A 19,261-nucleotide genomic window follows, 5' to 3' on the forward strand; every position below is an offset into this window, starting at 1 on the left:
TCGAACACTTCAACAAGTTTACATAATAATAATATCGTTAACTCGATCACTAAAAGTATAGTGCTTTAACAACCCTAATCACCGCGGCGGGCGTGGTCCAAAGAACTGGTAATAATCGGTTTTAATGTTGCCATTATATAATTTCCGCTTTTTACTTGCTTGCTTACCATATAACGCTTCAAAACCTTCGTGTGAAGTAAGAATATACACCGACCATGTGTCGTGGTGTCGTATGGCTTCCCCCATGTCTTGATACATCTTCTCAACCGTTGCGCGTTCACCAATTCTTTCACCATACGGAGGGTTACCGACAACCACACCGTAGGAACCTTTATTGTGAAAGTCTCTCACTTGCATTTGTTTAAACTTGATCACATCGCCTAATCCTGCCTCACGTGCATTTCCCTTGGCTAATTCAACAGAGCGATGGTCGATGTCAGAACCAACGATGTCAAGCGATTGGTCGTAATTCGCTAAATCTTCAACTTCTTGTCGTGCCTCATCCCAACGATCTTTTCCGATCCAATCCCATTGTTCAGAAGCGAAATCCCGGTTAAAACCCGGTGCAATATTTTGACCAATCATCGCTGCTTCAATGGCAATCGTACCTGACCCACAAAATGGATCAGCAAAAGGACGCTCAGGATGCCATGTCGTCAATTGAATCATCGCTGCCGCAAGCGTTTCCTTTAACGGTGCTGCATTATGTAAAGCACGATAACCACGCTTATGTAGTCCTTCTCCACTCGTATCAATAGTCAATGTCGCCATGTCCTTTAATAAAGCAACCTCAATCCGATAAAGTGGCCCGTCCTCTACAAACCATTCTTTCTTATAACGTATTTTTAAACTTTCTACGACTGCTTTTTTAACAATTGCTTGACAATCAGAAACACTAAATAACGTTGACTTCACCGATCGTCCAAGCACAGGAAACTCCGCATCGGGCGGTAATAAATCTGCCCACGGAAGTGCCTTTGTCTTTTCAAATAGCTCATCAAACGTTGTTGCTTTAAATGACCCGACTTGAATTTTTACCCGATCAGCTGTGCGAAGCCATAAATTTGCACGCGGAATGGCTGATACGTCAGCCGTAAAGACAACACGTCCATTTTCCACCTTTACATCTTCAAAACCTAGATTCCGAACTTCTCGTGCAACAACTGCTTCTAATCCCATCGTTGCTGTTGCAATTAATGTGACTTTCTCCATCCCATACACCTCTCCTAACTGCCGAAACTACAGCCACTGTCCATCATTTAAATAAACGATCACAGAAAATAAAATGGCACCTACACCTATAGTAGAACTTAGCAAAATGACAGCAATACGTAATTGTGCTGACGCATAGTACAAATAAATCATCGTAATATAAGCGATCAGCGCAAATATAAGCAACAAACCCCCATCAAATAAAGCGCCTTGCACTGCAAATGCAACGACATTCAATAAAAAAAGAACGACCCCCACCCAGTATAGCATAAATGAACGTTTCATTTGCTTCGCCTCCTATGTTTATCATTAGCGGGATGCGCATATCTTAAACAAATTAAAGGCTTACCAAAATAAAAAACCCTCATGAAAGGGTTTTTCGTCGCTTGTAACGCCATCTTGCATCCAATCGATAAGCCATGTTCTGTTCCATCGTACTACAAACGGGGATGAGCCTCGTACTCAGGTGGTAACCATCTATCTACAATGAAACATAGTTGTTTCATCATTCATCTTGCTCTGTTCATTTCCAGGCAAGACAATGCCCCTACCATTGTTTGGGTTGCTCGCTCGAGGGGTTTACCGCGTTCCACTCTACTCGTTTCCAAGCAGACTACGTCACTGTGGCACTTTCAAAGCGTGTATGCCGTATCTTAAAAGACTTAGGCAAAACGCTTGCCGTTAGCCAGACATGCTGACTACTCTAGCTTATGAATTCGCTAGACACGAACACTACAAGCATCGCAGCTTGTGCGAGTATGGACTTTCCTCTACGCTTTTGGCGCAGCGATTACCTGAAAGGATGACTCGTTAAAGCGATCTTGTAATTATAACATAAAATTTCGCCTCCAGCAAGATGCGAGAAGCATCTTTGAGTGCTCATACGCCTTCCTCGTTAAATCGCCTCAATGGCTCGCGTAAAGCCAGTTTTGCCAGCGCATCTGCTTTTTTGTTCTGCTTACTTGGAATCCACTTAATAAAAAAAAGCTCACACTGATCGACTTGCTTCAAAATCACTTGCAAGTGTGTGCTGAAATGTTTATTTTTCACATAACGCTTTTCAACACTATCACAAACCAATTTAGCATCTGTACAAACACTTACTTGACGCCAGCCGTGATGGAGACAAGTTAACAACCCAATACGTAGTGCCATAAACTCTGCTTCATGGTTACTTGCGCTACCAATAAAATATCGGTCTTCCTTTGTTGTACCGTCCGCAAGCACATAAACAATACCAACACCAGAAGGACCAGGATCACCGCTACTTGCCCCATCCGTATACAAACGAATCATTTTATTAATCCAACTCACTCATTTTGCTTCCGAATACTTGTTTCTCCAAGTTAGATAACCGCTGTAAAATGTCATAATTTGTGTTACCTGTTGGAGAAGGACTCACTGATTGTGTCACGCGCCCAGATGAAGAACGCTCTGATCGCTTTCTTAAGTGTTCATTTTCTTGTTCTAATTGCGTAATTCTTTTTTGAAAAGCCTCATAGTCCTGAATAATTGCATCTAAAAACTTATCAACCTCATCCTGGTTATAACCGCGCATACCTACTTTAAAGTCTTGATCTAAAATGTCTTTTGCGCTAAGTCGTGTATCCAAGCTACCCATGATATCACCTCTTGTCTCCAATTTCATGTACATCTATTTTTTCAAAAATTGGCGGCAAAGTCAATTATAATCACTCGACAATGTCGACTTATATCTACACGCTTGTCCAAACGTACAACAGAGCGATAGGACGAAAAAGCTCGCCCTATCGATCATATGCTATCCCCAATATGGACGTTTAGAAGCTGGCTTAGTCGCCGGCTTTGCAGCTGGTTGCACATTTTCAGGTGCTGGCATGTTTGCCGCTGGTTTTGCTGCTGGCTTTGTCGCTGGTTGCACATTTGCTGGGGCATTGGCAGTTGGCATGACATTCGAAGGTGCAGGTACATTGGCTGCTGGCATCACGTTCGAAGGTGCATATGCTGACGGTGCCACTGGATAGCTTGGAGCTCCATACGATGGTGCTCCATACGATGGTGCAGATGGTGCTGGCTGCTCACAATATTGTTCATTTGTTACGTTTTCCTCCACGCTTTGTGTTTGTGGATATTGATGGACGTGTTTATAAACATGGTTTTTTATGTGCGTTGTATGCGTAGGATGGATTTCTGGTACGATATATTCTTGTGTACTTTCAACGACTTGATGTTTCGTCGGGTGTACAACAGCCGGCATTTGCTTTGATTGAACGGGAGCCGCTGGCCCCTTCCCATATTGCATAGGCGCAACAGGTGCCGAGCATACAGGTTTACATACAGGTCTAGGTGGCGGACAACAATGCTGCGGTTTCTTGCAAAACATAGTGTATTTTCCTCCTTTTTAGATGTGATTCACTAATACCTTATGTCAGCACTAGTCAACGTGTACTAATGAAATGACCCAATTTTGCCATAACATTAAAGATAAACATCTATCCACACTTTCACCAGGCAACGATATCTCCATGCAATCATGTTAAATGTTATGTATAATAAAAGGGATTCGTAAAATGTAACGGTCAGGGGGAGAATCATGAATTTAACGCAACGCACAAACGTCCCACTCGAACAAACATGGGACTTAAGCGATCTTTTCAAAGATGATCACAAGTGGGAACAGGCATTGCAATCTTTAGCACAAGATGTACACCAGTTATCCATCTGTCAAGGAACATTAGATCAAGGGGCAGAGACGTTACTCAGTGTCTTACAAACAGCAGAAACGATTCTTGAGAAATATGTGCTTGTTTCTCACTATTCCTCTTTACGTCTATCTGAAGACGGTACAAATGAACAAGCGCAAGCAAACGAAACCCGTACAGATCATGTAGGTGCGTCATTAAAGTCTCAATTGGCAAAAATTGAAGCAGATATTTCCGCGCTTCCAAACAAGAAGATCAATGAATTTCGTAAACAAGAACCTGGTTTAGCACGCTTTGACGTTTATTTAGATCAGCTTCTTCGTGATAAACCGTATGTTTTACCTTCAGAAACAGAGGAAATACTCGCAGCGCTCTCTCCAGTTTTATCTGCCCCGTACAGCACATATTCTGTGAGCAAAGCGGCTGATATGGCATTTCCTACTTTTACTGGCGCAGATGGCTTAGAAAAACCGCTCTCATTTGCTCGGTTTGAAGACCATTATGAAGAATCAAGCAATACAGGTGAACGTCGACGCGCTTATGATGCATTCGACCAAACGCTCCAACAGTATGAGCATACGTATGCGCAACTTTATGCCACAGAAGTACAAAAACAAGTCGTTTTGGCGCGATCACGTGGCTATGAATCTGCCACGGCGATGCTATTGCATGAACAAGACGTTACGATGGCAATGTACACCAATCAGCTTGATATCATTTATCATGAGCTTGCCCCAATTATGCAACGTTTCGCACGACTAAAAAAAGAAGTCCTCAACTTAGACGAACTTCATTTTTGTGATTTAAAAGCGCCACTTGACCCTGAATTCCAACCAGAAACAACTTACGAGGAAGCTTTTGATGCTGTCATGAAAGCACTTACGCCGCTTGGAACAGCGTATCAAGAAATGCTTGTGACCGCACGGGATGAGCGTTGGGTCGATCGCGCTGATAATATCGGAAAGAGTACAGGCGCATTTTGTGCCAGTCCTTATGGTTCGCATCCATACATCTTGCTCACGTGGACAAACAGCATGCGTGGTGCGTTTACATTGGCACACGAGCTTGGGCATGCTGGTCATTTCCACCTAGCCAATCAGCACCAGCCACTTAACGCAACGGAGTGTTCAATGTATGTTGTTGAAGCACCATCCACAATGAACGAACTATTTTTGGGGAACTATTTACTGAAACAAAGTGACGATCCTAGAATGAAACGTTGGGTCATTTTAGAGTTCCTTGGCACTTATTACCATAACTTTGTCACCCACCTTCTTGAGGGTGCATTCCAGCGTCGCATATATGCGCATGCCGAATCAGGAACCCCACTTACTGCAGCGCTCCTTCGTCAAGAAAAGCAAGCTGTATTACAGGGGTTCTGGGGGGATACTGTCACCATTGACGAGCGTGCTGGTCGCACGTGGATGAGGCAGCCCCATTATTATATGGGCTTGTACCCATACACGTATTCTGCTGGTTTAACCGCCGCAACAAAAGCTTACAAGCTGTATGAAGAACAAGGTCAACCTATCATGGATGCATGGCTCTCACTTTTAAAAACAGGCGGCAAAAAAAGCCCGCTTGACTTGTTGAATATCGTTGGGATAAATATGGAAGACCCACAAACCATTCGCGATGCAATCTCGTATGTGGATACACTTGTTACTGAGCTAGAAGCAAGCTACGCCTAAACCCTAAAGCCAAGCTCACTATTTATGAGCTTGGCTTTTCTTGTCTTGTTTTAATGCTTTATAACCAGCGCGTGTAAGTTGGTACATCTCGTCAACATAACCAGCGCTTTTCATCCCGTGAATGGTCTCTTTTGAAAGACTTGGAACAACCCGACCAATTTCACGGTTTAACTCAGCAATCGTGCCTTCTCGAAGCACGACAGGGTCAATTGATGATGCCACTTCAGACATCACCCCGTCACGTGAAAGCCAACGTTTTGTTCCGTGGACAAGTGAGGAAAAACGCTCTGACGTCTTTAACCATTCCGTTCGAATACGTGAAGTCTCTTCATCAGCACGAACCATCTTCTCGCGCAATCTTATTTTCTCCCTTTCTTCAATTTTTGTTTTGCTCAATAACTCCTCAAATATTTGCGTTTTCTCCGAGTCAAGTGCCTTTAACTTCCGCTCTTTCTCCTCAATTTTCTCGAAGTCAATGGCTTCAGCAGGTAAAGTCTTGTCGACAGAAAGACGTTGCGGCGCGTCTTTAATATATGCATCGAACTTCCTCATTTTCACTAGCAACAGCATGACAATGACCCCAACAAAAACAAGGGCACCAAGTACAGCTAGTCGATACCATGTTTCTTGCCATATCGCCAGAAATGTCACAAGCGCAACGGCTAAAATAGCTACAGTATATACTAAAAAGCGTTGTTGTCGTTTTTTCTTCATAAAAGATATCCCCCACTTTTTAAGACTTATGTTGTAAATTTTATCCGCTCCCAACGAGTTTGTCCATTTTTAAGACAAAGAAAAAAGACGGCAAAAACCGCCTTCACGCATGGTATGCATTGATCATCTGTAAAATCGTTTGTTCTTCCTGTTTTGGTTGTTCCCTCTTTTTTTCTACTTTTTCCACCGCGCACACACCCTCTCAGAGAATATCTTCTCGTATAATAAAAGTATATGCAGGTGTATTATAACAGTCAACCCTTTTTTGCATGATTGGTCAAAAACCTATTATATCTAAGTGAATTCAATCGCCAAATGATGTAAAACTACGTGTGATATAAGCAACGAGCCAAGTCATTTTTATCCTGTTGTAATACAGAGAAGGGTGCTTCACCAAACCACTCCAAAGCCATAGGTAACTCCTTGTTTATTGGTGCAATTTCCTTAAAAAAACGCTCATAATTGATGCAGCCACCGAAAAGCGACGTCATTCCCTCCCTTACACCACTTGCTGAAAAAACCTGCTCCGGTGCAAAGACAGCTAAGTCTGCACGAGCACGTACATTTTTTAAGTGCATATACACAATATGCGATTCGAGGTCTTTATACACTATGACTGGATCAGCCCCACTCTCCCAAATGTGCAACACATCGAAGTTTACCTTTAAATTAGGGTAGTCCACTTCCTCGATTAATCGCACCAATGACGCTGGTGTGTCTGCCAATGTGTGAGGGTGGGTTTCAATAACAAGCATCTGTCCATGTGCTTGTAATTGTTCACATGCCAAGCGCAATGTGTTTACTACTTGTTCGTACGTTGATGACGTCGCAGCTTGACTCGCGACGTCACCTGCAAATACACGAATTTTATCTGTTTGCCAACGTTTGGCTAAATCCGACAACTCGGCAACATGATCACACACTGCTTCTGTTGAGACATGAAAGGAGAGATAGTCACTAATCATGCTCACTGATAAACCGTACGACTGTATCCATAACGCATCATACTTTTCATGGCACGCCAAATTACGCGCGTGCGCACCCCATAATTCAATTCCCTCAAAATCATTTTTAGCAGCCCATGTAGCAATATTTTCGATCGATTGGAGATGATGTCTAAACGTGATCGTGCAAAGTGATATGCTCATTGCTCTTCTCCTCTCGCTCACCATCAGTTTCCGTCCAACGCAAAAAACACTCATACAATGCTTTTTTTATGTTTGTTTCACATTCAAATTGCTGTGTTAATTGTTCCGACAATGCGTGACGATGGTCCGCTGTATCCATTTTTGCCACTTTTAGGGCACGATATTGTACGGTTGTAAATCCTTTTACAAGACGTTCAATTTCATCACACCAATATGCAAACAATTGCTCGGACAAGCAACCCGCTTCTAAAAAGAAAGCAAGTGCATGCTCGTAGGCATATTTACGTATCGCCAAAATAGGTAGTTGTCTCAACGCCTCTTGCAGTTGTCCCATTGTTTCTTTTCGCGCCCCATTCGTATACACTTCGACAATGTGCGCCACCGCCTCCGTCAGAGGTTGGGATTGTGCTTTGAAGCATGTACGGAAATATGCATCAACCACTTCTCTGGTCGGCGCGTATATGTGGGACGCGTCAAAATAATACCCACCAGAGACAGACGGCGCAGCCACAGCTGCTAAAATCCGCTGCTTATTTAAACGTCCCTCAAAGCGAAAATCAGGATCAAACATCATCCACATATCGGGGTCTTCCGTTCTCTCAAGCATCACGTAATGCGGAAATGATTTTTGCCAAAACTTGTTTTCTCGCTCAGGCAACAGCGATAAATCAAGCATCACCATGACATGTCGGTGCGAAGGTTTTTCCATCACGAGCTTTTCCAAAACAACGATGTTCTCTTCCTTCGTTTTAGACTCACTGTACCATTTATGCAGTTCAATCCCGTATAAACGCTCATACCAGTCACAAAAAAATTGGTGATTAATTTGCTTAGAGTGATAACGCAGCACGTCATTTGCATCAACAGTAAAATCAGCATCCCAAACACCAAAGTAATATGGACGGTGGTCAATGCCTGCTTTTTTAATCACTTCACATACACAACTCACAAAACAATGGACTTTAATCATCTTTGTTGTCCATTTCCCGCTCACACGAACATAAGAAATGCGTGAGTGTGCCAATTGTACGAAAATCTTCTGGTGTCATCATATCATCCGGAATGACAAACGCATGCGTCATCTCTAGATGAAGCAACAACTCTAGTACAAGCACAGAGTCTATGCCTAAATCCTCATCCAAGCGCGTATCCTCCGTAAGCAATCCGTTGATTTGTATGCCCATCTCTTCTTTCACAACTTTGTTTAAAAGATTGATCACTTCTGTTTGTTTCATTGATACACCTCTGCCCATTGTTTACGATTGACTTTTCCGTTCTGTCCTCGTTCTATGCGTGGTACTTGAATAAATGTACTTGGCACTTGATAAGATGTTAAATGCCGCTGACAAAAAGACACAAGGGTGTCTTTTTGTACCTGTTTCTTTGCTGTGAAACACGCACATACCCGTTCACCCGCATGCGGATCTTGTTTCTTAAATACAATGACATCATCAACATCTGGATGGGTCCGTAAGACATTCTCTACCTCCCCAGGGTAAACGAGCAGTCCAGCCACATTAATGACATCATCTTTGCGCTCACAAAAACAAATCTCTCCTTTATGATTTATATAACCAATGTCCCTTGTATGCACCAGATGCTCATTGATACGGACAACAATTTCTTCTGGTTGCGCAACCGTGCCGCTCGTTACATGCACATGCGATAGCGGTCGTCCGACGACTTCGGCTGTCTCCACATGTGCGTGTAAACTAATACAGCCTACTTCCGAACAACCATATTGTTGCAACACCCGGGTCGCCCGCGCCTGTAAAAGTTGAAGCCAAGATGGGGGTAGAGAAGCGCCCGAGGTCATTACTGCCTCAAGCTGTTCATGATTTTGTTGAAATCGCGCCAGCGTATATAACAACGTTGGCCCTGCATATAACAAATATGATGACAACGACCGCAGCTTTTTCAACAAATATTTCGGATTCGTGTTCACGATGATGACGAGCATTGATGCACTTTTTAATGCCGCCAGCACCCCACTAATTAAGCCATAGGAATGTGTTGTCGGACATGCAACCACTGTCACATCCCACGGTTCACCAGCAAGGCGGTTTGTGTAATGAAGCAATTCTTCGTCAATGGATGCCCAAGAACGTTCAATCATTTTTGGTGCACCTGTTGTCCCAGAGCTAAACTGGATGAGTGTGCCAACTTGTCCATGTTGATTTCTGACGCAAGGAATCGCCTCATGAAATGTTTGATAAAACAAATAGTCACATCCTGCTTGCTCCGCCATGTTCACCGCTTGTGACTGGGGCATATGTGCATGAAGCGGCAACACCGAGCCGCCCTTTCGTTTTACATACAATACAAACGCAATCCACATACCAGTATGATCGGGACAAACTGCGATACGAAGCTGTTCACATCGTTTTAAAATTGGGTGTGCAGAAAACTGATTTTCGTAAGCTTCGATCATTTCTTGTGAGTAATATTCATCATTAACATAAAACATCTTTTCCCAACTCCTCACAAAGCGTATTACAAACAAGATGATGGCACTCTTTTTCCAGTAATTTGTTCTTTAATAACGACTCTGCCCCAATCAACGCAGCATCAGCACCAAGCTGATTCAGACGGCTTTCTTTCACAAATGGCTCGCGCGCATAGTCCGCCAATATCGTGCGTACTTGTTTCCAAAATGATGACTCATTTAAATAATGATGCGCCGCAAGCGCATGAGAGAGTTCTGTCAAATGAAAAACAAACAATGTATCCATCACAAGCATACGCAACGCTTCTACAGAAGACATCCAGTAAAAGTGGTCGACAATGCCATTAGCAAATACCTCATGTATCGTGGAAAAATCAGGCACAAGCGTCGGATCAGCAACATACTCATGATGATATTCAAGGCTCTCATGAAAATCTCGGAGCAACAAGCGAACTGGCCAACCATCTTTAACAATTAAAATCATGTTTTGCGCATGTGCTTCCACAGCAATGCCGTGATTAACAAGCAAATGCCACACAGGTAGCACTGCCACTTCCAAAAATTGTTTTACCCATTCATTTACGCCATACTTGACTAGCCATGGTGCAATAAATAGATCTCCATCTCCTTCTGTGAGCGCGAGCGCCGTAAATGGAATCGCTCTCTCGCCTGCCTTTACGTGCGTGCTTACACTTTCTCGCCAAATACAAGCAAGTTGCCCAGCGATCTCTTCTTGCCAAGGAGCATTCTGTGGTGCGTAACACACGCTCGCATACTCTGTTAAAATAGCCAATCGATTGCCCGTTCGCAAAAAAGGATCTCCCTGTATCACTTCTTGAAGCCATGCCGAAATAGGCGGTGCTGCACAAACTGTATGCGCAGGTAACGTCCGTACCGAAGATGTTTGTCTCATTTGCAGCGCTAGTTTTACATGTGCTTTCTTACTATTTGTCGCATTCATTAATGTTCTAACCGATTGTGTTGCTTGGTACGTATCCCCGAGGCAACCGAGGTCAATCACGTCTTTCGCTAAAAGCGCCTCCCCCAATTGCGTACATTTGAGTTTTTTCCACTGCCATGGATGAACAGGTAAAAATGTATATTCATCCAATTGTCCACCTTGTCGACATAAGGAAAGCACAAGGCTGCGCCACACCTCTCGCCCCATTTCTTCCTGCCAAAAACTTTGTTCTTCCTTTGGCAACACAAGGCGCATATCTTTTTTACGAATCGCTACCCAATGGAGAGGAAAGCTTTTCTGAAACTCAGGACCATAGGACACATGATCTTCAATTGTAAAACCAACGCGCGCTTTATAAGAAGGATGATATAAATGCCCTTCCTCAAGTGCCAACTCTAGTGCTTCGTAGGATAAATCGCGGCGCGACATTTGTTTTGGTAAATGTGCTTCATTATAGTCTGCTAACAAACGGGTACGCGTTAATTCTTCTGACAGCTGGGCAATATTCCCCGCTTTTGCCAGTGATGATAGCAACGCTTCTATTGTCACTTCTGCTTCCAAATGGCCCTCACTGATCATCGTCATCGCTTTTTCCGCTAAACGAATTCGCCCAAACGCCGTGCGCTTCCCAATGCAATGATACTCTTCTTCTGTTGCATGAATGATGAATAACGTTCGTCCATCAGGAAGCAACTTTTCTGTACAAGGAAATATCCCTTCAAACAACATTGCCTCGACGAGTTGACGGCGAATGCGTAATGCATTATGCGTCTCTTGTTGCTGTCGTCCCAACTTGGATGCCCCCTCTCCATTCAGCTACATTTGTTTCTTTCCATGGATTCGGTGTCATTGTATAAACTGCCTGTTCAAGCGGCGTCGTTAACTCGTCTATATCATGAAAGCACGTGAGTAAATTCGCTTTGAATGCAAGATTGTCTTTCTCAAACAAATGGGTGAGGAAACGTTTCCCTGCCCCAGACAGCGTTCGTTGTAATTGTTGCAACTGACATTTGAGTTCACCTAATAGAAAGGGCTCATCCGCAAATCCATCCGTTGCCAGTCGTTGAATGATCGAGAATGCTTGATTTTGGAATAAATAGTAGCCAAAACGATCGGCAATTAACGACTCCTCAAAAAACAACTCCGGTAAATCTGCTAGTGACGGTTCTTTTTGTAACAATTCCCCCCGATAAGACGATGCCAAATAATACCCTTGGTTATCACGGTAATAACTTGCACCCGGATAACCCGTCCGTATATCAAGTAAACTATTTTGCTGGTGCGCCTCAAGTGCCAATCCAAGTTCATCATATAATTGGATGAGCGGGAATATCGCTTGTTTAATATATAAGCGATACCAGTCAAGTGCAACCTCTTTTGTGCTTCGTCCTTCTTTTTGAGCCAAAGCCTTGATCAAGGATGCAAGTTTAGAATGATACGGCGGCAACGGCTCTTGGACAAGGGTCGCAACGAGAGAGATCCCTTTGTCGTGCGGTGGTGAAAATACATTTTTACGTAAAATCACTTCAAATCCACTTTCACGCATACCTGGCCAAGCGAGTGTCATGTAGGCAGGATCATGGATGATCTGAAAAGACGTACGTTGGTTGAACGACCTTGTTTTTTGCAACAAACGTGCCACCGCGACACCCGCCCGCAGTTCATTCATGCGACTAACACGAACAGAATTCGTCACTTTCACTGGAATAGAAAATTTGAACATCCACGCACTGTGTCGACTGTAAACCGTTCGAATAGATGAAGTCGCTGTAAATGGTTTGCCCAGAGGACCCATATATGTGAGCATCCCTTTATGTATCGCTTCTTGTACGTAGGATTGCTGCAATAACCATTGCGCTTGCAGTGGGTGCATCGGAACGACTGGACGTTGCGGGTCATAGGTCATATTAGGAACAAAGTCCGCCAGTTCCTGCCAAACAAGTGTTGTTGCTGGCACGTCTAGTGCCGTGTCTTGCCGAATCATACAAGCATCCACTTGAAAATAATGCAACTGAAACGCTCCCTTGAGCTCAGGAGCATAATATGTTTGTTGCCACATCGCCATTCCTTGCCTGCTTTTAGGTGTCGGATGCAACCAGTGACCAAATAATAACGCTTGTTCCGATTCGATAAATGATTGCTGCCAATCGTATAAACCTTCTCCTTCCCCACTTCTTTGCGACACGTAGTAAGCAATTGCCTGGTAACTTTCCATCAGACGCGTTAAGCATTCATCAAAGCAAGGAGCTTGTCCAAGTGTTAACGGACGATGTTGCATTTCTTGCAATAGTAAAATGACAGCCGCTAACTTTTCTACGAGAACCCAAGCTCCTCCCGACGCCTCACGTAACACTTGTCCAAAAGAATGCCTCCCCACAAGAGAATAGTGACACACGTCAATGACAAGTCGAGTAGACATCGATCGCAATGACAGTACAAGCACATGAGCACCTTTCATATACTTGTCATATGGGCATATTTCTCGCCATTGTGATAGGGTATACAGTTCTCCTGCATACACTTCACGTGAATAGCTATTTAAGAAAGCTTGAAACGTAGCATTTTCGGCAACTTGTTTCTCATTTGACATGGCTTTTCACAATCCCTTTCTGAAGCGAATGAATATGATAATCATTATCAATGGATCGGTATAAAAAAACGGGCGCTCCCCCGTTTTTTATACCGATATATGTTTATGAATGGTCAGGCTTTCGATAAGATTTATACCCAATTTGGTGATACACGTATTGTGTTCCATCTAAAATATATGAAGGTTTTGGCTTCCCTCGATTGGCACGATGTCCCGCCAAGTGCACGTCACACGTCTCCCACGCTTGCCAATCGGCTTCTGATTCCCAGCGAATCAACACGAGCAATTCTTCGTTTCCTTGTTTTTTCTTCCGCTTCTTCACAACTGATAAATCAATGAATCCTGGTTGTTCTTCGATGATGCCCTCTGCTGCAAATTTTTCAACCATCGCTTCACTATAACCTTCTTCAACAACCAACGTCTTCATTTGTAAAAACAATATGATCTCCCCCTATTTAAATGTACTTTTCTATCATAACGATAATGAGAATCATTTTCAACAGTTTTTTTTAGCAAATCTAGAAATACACGACAAAGAAGCTGTCGAACAGTCGCTAATACTTATTTTGTTTGACTTCTTTTGTTGAATAGGTTGGCTTCTCGGGAAAATACGCTATAATACAGAGTGGATTGAAAAATGCACAGATGGAGTGGACAAGATGATTGATATGGACATGAATATCGAAGTGAAACGACAAGAAATGATGATGCTTGCTGAAAAGCACGGCTTAAATGCTTCACAAACCGTTAAATGCTCCCAAGAATTAGACAGTTTACTAAACCATCTGCAAGAATATCGTGCATCATGTAATGAAAACACAAGGGAACTTTTATGCAGCTAGACATACAATAAATCAAAAAAGGGCGTCTCTAGTCAAGACGTCCTTCATTATGAGGAAATTTGTACTCTTTCCGTAGTAATACAAGAGCAGCGATGCTTTGTTTGCACCATGCGTTATCCTCATCCTTCTTCAAATCATCCATTTGCTTGCACCAAGCGGTTTGCAACGACGCAGCGTAGTCTGGCACCTCTTCTGTATAAGGCTTTACAGTCGAGTCAGGCACCCATGTCTTTTCTAAATATGCCAGTGCTTTCCGTTGGTGAAACAGCGGGACATCTATTTGCTTAGGATGATGCAAGTCACCTTGGTTTGGATGCCTCAGCACTGCGAGCACTTGAATGAGTGCACGCGCATTCTCTTCTTCAATCGTAAGGAGCTTACCAATATAACGACCTGTTTTATATTTTGCTTGCACAAGTTTCTCCATAAGTCACCTCTCATTGAAATAGCACAACAAACATTAGAATGATAAACAATATTGCACACAACAACGCAAGCGGAATGCTCCATTTTAACAGATGTTTATTTCCGCGCATGAAAGCCGTTAACGTGATTCCGCCAAATACGCCAGCTAATAAAAACAGTAAAAAAAGAGCACTCATCCAGACAACGTCTACAACAGCCATCCAATCACCTATGACAACCCTGGCACAAGCCAAATAAAGAGATGCCATAAAAATTCAGACGTGGGAATAAAAAAACGCTCAGAAAATTCCCTTAGTCCTGCATTCCCTGTAAATCCTTCTAACACAATGAGCGTAAAAGTGCCTGTTACTGTAATAATTGTGATAGATAATATGAGCGCCAATAACGCAATATAAGCCAATACGATTCGAATGAACCATTTAAGCCACGCAGGCTTTGCTCGGCTTTGGGGCTTCTCTGCTTCCATAAATACCAGTCTCCTTTGAGCTTTTTTCTCTATAATGATACTGTATCAAACAAACAGCCGATGCGGAAAGGAAAAATCCGAAAAAACAGCAACATTTTCAGTTTCCTAGCGTCAGTAGCCTTCCCAACCGTTTTATGGTAAAGTGAAAAAAGGCAGCTTTTTCTTCGTACGCCTCTGAACATCCTACATAATCTAAGCAAAATTTTATCCTAAGGGGGGAGAACATCATGCCTGGCTCATGGTTTATGCGATTTATTATTTTATGGGCATTCATCTTACTCGGACTCATGTTAATCGGTGGTTTCTTTATGTTCCGCAAGTTTTTAAAACGCCTCCCTAAAGCAGACGGAAAATCAACGTTAGACTGGCAAGAATATTATATTCAACAAGCATTACCTCTGTGGCAAGATGAACAGCGCACCCTTTTAAATGAACTTGTAGAACCTGTCCCACAGCTCTTCCGTGATGTCGCGAAAGAAAAAATTGCCGGGAAGATTAGTGAGCTCGCTTTAAAAGAAAAAGCCACGACCCTCACTTTGGACACAATCATTCGTGGTTACATTATCGCAACCCCAAAGCGTGATCACAAATTTCTCATCAAAAAATTAAACGAGAAAAACATTGATCTAACGCCTTACGAACATTTGCTCGACCGCACACAAAACAATCCCTCGCCTTAATGGTCAGACGAGGGATTGTTTTTATTTCGACTGTTGCTTTTGCATGGCCTTCATCATCTGATTAATTTTCTTTTGCGACGGGTTTTGCCCCATTTGCATCATCATCACACGTAACATTTGCTCATTAATCGGTGGATTCTTTTTCAAATAAGACATCATTGTCTTCCGTGCTACAAAGAAACCGATTGCGACCCCCGCAATTACCGCAAGCGTATAACCAATAATATGGATCCACATCTTTCTTGCCTCCTTCAACCATTGTTCCTATGTACATAATAAGAATCTCATCTATTATACCTTAAAATGGCATGTTTTAAAAGGCACAAAAGAAAAAACGCGCCTAATACACGCGTTCTTTCGCAAGTGGTTGCAACCAACCAAATCTTCCTTCCCTCACATTCACAGCAAAGAACAAACCATCCACACTCTTTAATAAGTCAAACATAACCGTCTCTGTGTATGTATCTCCCTCAGCAGAGACGAATACGACCCTCTCTTTTATTTTCAGTTGGCAACGATGTGCACGCCCTCTCTGTACGTACGTCGTATATACCCCTTCATCAATCTCATAACAATATCGACTGATCGTTTCATCCAATGCCAACTTCGGGATAGGTCTTGTAATATAATGGATCTGTTTTTCTAATTGCACCCGCTCATTCGCTGACGCATGAGAAAACTCCTCAAAAAGTTGAAACAATGTTGCTTCTTGCCCTAAATATGATGCAGCAACTGCTTGATCGAGTAAATAGAGTTCATAATGCCTCATCTACACATCCCTCCATCGCCCATCGGACTTTTCTTCCTATCCTAGAATGGAATGAGGTCACCCTCACTCATCTATTCTAAGACAACAAGCTTTTCTATCTATCATACCGATGTTGAAAGAAAGATGCTGTCTCTTTGTGAAAAAATATCACACTATTCACGTCGAAAAAGATATTTTTTCCAAGATCTGTACGCAAGACGTTGTCATCCCACACTATGACACTTACACAAGTCAAAATTCCTTAGAAAAACCGGCGACTGGATAATGGTCAGAGTAGTCGTTATACGTGTATTTCTTAAACCAAGACGTGACAGTCCACCAAGGTGATTTTACGTACAAGGATTGATTTTGCCAGTTTCGTGGCTGTGCATGGTCCTTTTCCACTAAAATATAATCTAAATGCTCGGATTCACCACCTGGATAATTGTACTGTGCAATCCCATTTGTCGCTGGATCCCACGTCGAAGCAAAACCTGTGTATTCACGTGGCGCAGTCACATTAAGTTGAGAGAGCATCTCCGTATATTCAGAAGATGACTTGACCACATTTAAATCGCCACCAATCCACAGTGCCTCTTCTATAGGGATGTCTTTTTCCGCGATAAAATCGCTTATTTCTTGCATTTGCGAACGTCGCACGGACCGCGCCTCGCCAGTGGCGCATCCCTCATCTTCAGATTGCATGTGCGTGCCAATGACATGATACATTTGCCCTTGCTTTTCAATCTTTACGTAAACAAACCCCTTATTTGCGTACCAATCCGACCCACAAGCTTCCTTATAAACGTACTGGATCTTTTCCAAAATGGGCCACTTACTCACAATCGATACACCGCCATCTTCTGGCGTAAGCGATGAATAGCTACCGCGGGTATCATCCCAACCTGATCGACCGCGTCCTAACACTGGTGTTTGGTCTGAATATTGATTTGAGATGTTGTTGAGCAATCGGTTAGAAGCGCCATTGTCAAACAGCTCACTAAAAATAATCACGTCATGACCGTCCATGTAGTGTGCGTCCGCGATCAAATCTGCCCGCTCTAGCTGCCCCCAGTTAGGAAATAAGCTACGCGGAAGAAAATACACGTTATGGGTCAGTATTTTGAAATCCTCTGGGTAAATACGTTCCTGAGCAGCAGAGACAGACGAAAAAACCGACAATATGAACACACAAACAAGTAGCTTGATGACTCTTCTCACACAATCGCCCCCTTTCATCCATTGTGCACCTACATGTGTTAATTTTCAGTTAAATTAAAGTGAAGTCTACTAAAAGATTTGTAAATATTTTTTTTAAATAGCGATCCCAAATCAAATAAAAAGCGCCCATCTCCTTAGAGATAGACGCTCACTGTGACCCAGTTTTAGCTTGCTTCTTCGAGTACAGGGGTTTCTTCTACTACAATTGTGCGAATCGGAATGTTCATGCTTCTCGTCTTCCCATAACCATTTTTGGCAACAACATGATAAGTGTACTCTTTGTCCGGTTCAAGACCTGTGTTGATCACCGTTCTATTCCGGAATGTGCCCACGAGCTCGCCATCACGGTATAATTCAAACTGATCCACATTCATAGCCGATACCGAAAGCATCGCGTAATCAGAATCAACGTGATACGTAGACACATTTACTCCTTGTGGCGGATAATGACGCGTACGCACATCAGCCACATAAGAATAGCCGCTGCTTAAGTCTCTTAAAATATCATATTTAATGTACGCATAGCCGCCATCACCAAAACCTGTTCCCCAACTATTACGGACAATAAACCACTCGTTCTCCTCATCATAACCTGTGACCACAACTGCATGTCCACCACGAGATTTTCTTTCTTCGACTGGCGGTGTAATGCCAGACTTCGGTGTAGCGTCAAAGTTTGGATAAACATTAATTGCTGCCATAACAGGATTGCCATTTGCAACCGCTTGTTTAATCTGATCTACCATCGTACGACCAGAGATATACCGGAAGCCATTGATTCTGTATGGCAATGCATTTTCCCGTTGTACTGGCGTATGTGGCTGCTGGAACTGGTCTGTGTTGTCACGATTCAAATCAAACGGACGCTCACTTTCTGGCGGCACACCGTACGTTCTCAAAATGTCAAATGCCGTGTAGAAGTGCATCCCGTCGTCTGGACCACTTGGATAGTAAATGAAACCTGGCGACAAATGCGTAATATCGCTCCCTCTTGCCTCTGTCGCTCTTCCAATATAGTACTCTCGTAAGCCAGTCGTCGCAAACGCAACACAAGTACCAAACGGACCTTGACTACGCACCGGCGCAAAATAAGGACGAAGGTCTACTTCTGAAGGCAACACCTGGATGCCATTTCCGTCTTGAGAAAAGGCACGCTTCTTTAATTCCTCTTCCGTTACAAATGCTTGTTCTGGAACATAAGGTTCCATGTCTTTCGTCGGAGGTGAATCTTTTAAACCGGTTCCATAAGTAGAGAAATCATTTGGATCAAATGGCTTCTCTTGCTCTGCCCGCGCCTGTCCTCCCTCGAACAGTACACCGCTGAGCGCAAGTAACATTACAATGAGCGCAACAAAGAAACGTTTCATCTTGATTCTCCTCTCCATTCTTTACAAAGACTGACACAGCCTATGTATTTTTTTAACGAAATGATACG

Annotated in this window: 23 protein-coding genes and 1 other RNA gene; 3 read left to right on the forward strand and 21 right to left on the reverse strand. The window is 43.1% G+C overall.

The features are described 5' to 3' along the window. Positions 1-78: 78 nt before the first annotated feature. The 6 genes from BLT29_RS04240 to BLT29_RS13460 all read right to left on the reverse strand — a co-directional run bounded on the left by BLT29_RS04240 (position 79) and on the right by BLT29_RS13460 (position 3,574). The gene (locus BLT29_RS04240; RefSeq protein WP_090775072.1) at positions 79-1,212 is read right to left on the reverse strand and encodes a THUMP domain-containing class I SAM-dependent RNA methyltransferase; all 1,134 of its coding nucleotides are present in this window, start codon (positions 1,210-1,212) and stop codon (positions 79-81) included. Positions 1,213-1,239: 27 nt separating this feature from the next. Then, on the reverse strand, positions 1,240-1,497 hold the full coding sequence (locus tag BLT29_RS04245; protein WP_090775073.1) for a hypothetical protein: 258 nt from the start codon (positions 1,495-1,497) through the stop codon (positions 1,240-1,242). Positions 1,498-1,620: 123 nt separating this feature from the next. Next, positions 1,621-2,014, reverse strand: an RNA gene (gene rnpB, locus BLT29_RS04250) — RNase P RNA component class B. Between the two features lie 77 nt (positions 2,015-2,091). After that, complete coding sequence (locus BLT29_RS04255; RefSeq protein WP_245701059.1) at positions 2,092-2,526, reverse strand: ribonuclease HI family protein; 435 nt, start codon at positions 2,524-2,526, stop codon at positions 2,092-2,094. After that, entirely contained in the window at positions 2,513-2,833 is a 321-nt protein-coding gene (gene gpsB / locus BLT29_RS04260; protein WP_176763795.1) for a cell division regulator GpsB, read from the reverse strand. Before gpsB ends, BLT29_RS04255 begins: the two co-directional genes overlap by 14 nt. Before the next feature lie 159 nt (positions 2,834-2,992). Next, positions 2,993-3,574 (reverse strand): spore coat protein, encoded by a 582-nt coding sequence (locus BLT29_RS13460; protein ID WP_245701061.1) that lies wholly within the window; start codon positions 3,572-3,574, stop codon positions 2,993-2,995. A gap of 210 nt (positions 3,575-3,784) precedes the next feature. Here BLT29_RS13460 and pepF point away from each other — a divergent pair, with 210 nt between their 5' ends. After that, on the forward strand, positions 3,785-5,584 hold the full coding sequence (gene pepF, locus BLT29_RS04270) for an oligoendopeptidase F (RefSeq protein ID WP_090775074.1): 1,800 nt from the start codon (positions 3,785-3,787) through the stop codon (positions 5,582-5,584). Positions 5,585-5,602: 18 nt separating this feature from the next. On the opposite strand, the gene BLT29_RS04275 is transcribed toward pepF, so the two are convergent. The 8 genes from BLT29_RS04275 to BLT29_RS04310 all read right to left on the reverse strand — a co-directional run bounded on the left by BLT29_RS04275 (position 5,603) and on the right by BLT29_RS04310 (position 13,882). After that, positions 5,603-6,298, reverse strand: coding sequence for a hypothetical protein (locus BLT29_RS04275; protein ID WP_090775075.1), 696 nt, complete (start codon positions 6,296-6,298; stop codon positions 5,603-5,605). 326 nt (positions 6,299-6,624) lie between these two features. Further along, entirely contained in the window at positions 6,625-7,446 is an 822-nt protein-coding gene (locus BLT29_RS04280) for a sugar phosphate isomerase/epimerase family protein (protein ID WP_090775076.1), read from the reverse strand. Continuing rightward, positions 7,415-8,416, reverse strand: coding sequence for a DUF6005 family protein (locus BLT29_RS04285; RefSeq protein WP_090775077.1), 1,002 nt, complete (start codon positions 8,414-8,416; stop codon positions 7,415-7,417). Before BLT29_RS04285 ends, BLT29_RS04280 begins: the two co-directional genes overlap by 32 nt. Then, positions 8,409-8,681 (reverse strand): phosphopantetheine-binding protein, encoded by a 273-nt coding sequence (locus BLT29_RS04290; RefSeq protein WP_090775078.1) that lies wholly within the window; start codon positions 8,679-8,681, stop codon positions 8,409-8,411. Before BLT29_RS04290 ends, BLT29_RS04285 begins: the two co-directional genes overlap by 8 nt. Next, positions 8,678-9,913 carry an AMP-binding protein gene (locus tag BLT29_RS04295; protein WP_090775079.1) on the reverse strand — a complete coding sequence of 412 codons (1,236 nt, stop codon included), beginning with the start codon at positions 9,911-9,913 and terminating at the stop codon, positions 8,678-8,680. Before BLT29_RS04295 ends, BLT29_RS04290 begins: the two co-directional genes overlap by 4 nt. After that, positions 9,900-11,645 carry an IucA/IucC family protein gene (locus tag BLT29_RS04300; RefSeq protein ID WP_090775080.1) on the reverse strand — a complete coding sequence of 582 codons (1,746 nt, stop codon included), beginning with the start codon at positions 11,643-11,645 and terminating at the stop codon, positions 9,900-9,902. Before BLT29_RS04300 ends, BLT29_RS04295 begins: the two co-directional genes overlap by 14 nt. Then, positions 11,617-13,443: an IucA/IucC family protein gene (locus BLT29_RS04305; protein ID WP_090775081.1), complete on the reverse strand. Its 1,827-nt coding sequence runs from the start codon at positions 13,441-13,443 to the stop codon at positions 11,617-11,619. Before BLT29_RS04305 ends, BLT29_RS04300 begins: the two co-directional genes overlap by 29 nt. 103 nt (positions 13,444-13,546) lie before the next feature. Further along, the gene (locus BLT29_RS04310) at positions 13,547-13,882 is read right to left on the reverse strand and encodes an antibiotic biosynthesis monooxygenase family protein (RefSeq protein ID WP_090775082.1); all 336 of its coding nucleotides are present in this window, start codon (positions 13,880-13,882) and stop codon (positions 13,547-13,549) included. A gap of 220 nt (positions 13,883-14,102) precedes the next feature. Between BLT29_RS04310 and BLT29_RS04315 the strand changes: the two genes are divergently transcribed. Then, positions 14,103-14,285, forward strand: a complete 183-nt coding sequence (locus BLT29_RS04315) for an aspartyl-phosphate phosphatase Spo0E family protein (protein ID WP_141769843.1) — start codon at positions 14,103-14,105, stop codon at positions 14,283-14,285. A 28-nt stretch (positions 14,286-14,313) separates the two neighbouring features. On the opposite strand, the gene kapB is transcribed toward BLT29_RS04315, so the two are convergent. Genes kapB through BLT29_RS04330 form a run of 3 tightly spaced genes read right to left on the reverse strand, consistent with a single transcriptional unit; the run spans position 14,314 to position 15,177 of the window. Next, the gene (kapB, locus tag BLT29_RS04320; protein WP_090775083.1) at positions 14,314-14,712 is read right to left on the reverse strand and encodes a kinase-associated lipoprotein KapB; all 399 of its coding nucleotides are present in this window, start codon (positions 14,710-14,712) and stop codon (positions 14,314-14,316) included. A 10-nt stretch (positions 14,713-14,722) separates the two neighbouring features. Further along, on the reverse strand, positions 14,723-14,911 hold the full coding sequence (locus tag BLT29_RS04325; protein ID WP_090775084.1) for a hypothetical protein: 189 nt from the start codon (positions 14,909-14,911) through the stop codon (positions 14,723-14,725). 8 nt (positions 14,912-14,919) lie between these two features. Further along, positions 14,920-15,177, reverse strand: coding sequence for a hypothetical protein (locus BLT29_RS04330; RefSeq protein ID WP_090775085.1), 258 nt, complete (start codon positions 15,175-15,177; stop codon positions 14,920-14,922). A 227-nt stretch (positions 15,178-15,404) separates the two neighbouring features. Between BLT29_RS04330 and BLT29_RS04335 the strand changes: the two genes are divergently transcribed. Next, positions 15,405-15,857 carry a DUF2621 domain-containing protein gene (locus BLT29_RS04335; RefSeq protein ID WP_090775086.1) on the forward strand — a complete coding sequence of 151 codons (453 nt, stop codon included), beginning with the start codon at positions 15,405-15,407 and terminating at the stop codon, positions 15,855-15,857. Between the two features lie 21 nt (positions 15,858-15,878). On the opposite strand, the gene BLT29_RS04340 is transcribed toward BLT29_RS04335, so the two are convergent. The 4 genes from BLT29_RS04340 to BLT29_RS04355 all read right to left on the reverse strand — a co-directional run bounded on the left by BLT29_RS04340 (position 15,879) and on the right by BLT29_RS04355 (position 19,193). Then, positions 15,879-16,094 carry a YneF family protein gene (locus BLT29_RS04340; protein ID WP_090775087.1) on the reverse strand — a complete coding sequence of 72 codons (216 nt, stop codon included), beginning with the start codon at positions 16,092-16,094 and terminating at the stop codon, positions 15,879-15,881. A 103-nt stretch (positions 16,095-16,197) separates the two neighbouring features. Beyond that, the gene (gene sirA / locus BLT29_RS04345; protein ID WP_090775088.1) at positions 16,198-16,626 is read right to left on the reverse strand and encodes a sporulation inhibitor of replication protein SirA; all 429 of its coding nucleotides are present in this window, start codon (positions 16,624-16,626) and stop codon (positions 16,198-16,200) included. A 231-nt stretch (positions 16,627-16,857) separates the two neighbouring features. Continuing rightward, on the reverse strand, positions 16,858-17,844 hold the full coding sequence (gene sph / locus BLT29_RS04350) for a sphingomyelin phosphodiesterase (RefSeq protein ID WP_090775089.1): 987 nt from the start codon (positions 17,842-17,844) through the stop codon (positions 16,858-16,860). A 146-nt stretch (positions 17,845-17,990) separates the two neighbouring features. Then, the gene (locus BLT29_RS04355; protein ID WP_176763796.1) at positions 17,991-19,193 is read right to left on the reverse strand and encodes a C1 family peptidase; all 1,203 of its coding nucleotides are present in this window, start codon (positions 19,191-19,193) and stop codon (positions 17,991-17,993) included. Positions 19,194-19,261: the final 68 nt, after the last annotated feature.

Source organism: Shouchella lonarensis, assembly GCF_900096965.1.
In the GTDB taxonomy this organism is placed as follows: domain Bacteria; phylum Bacillota; class Bacilli; order Bacillales; family Bacillaceae_D; genus Shouchella; species Shouchella lonarensis.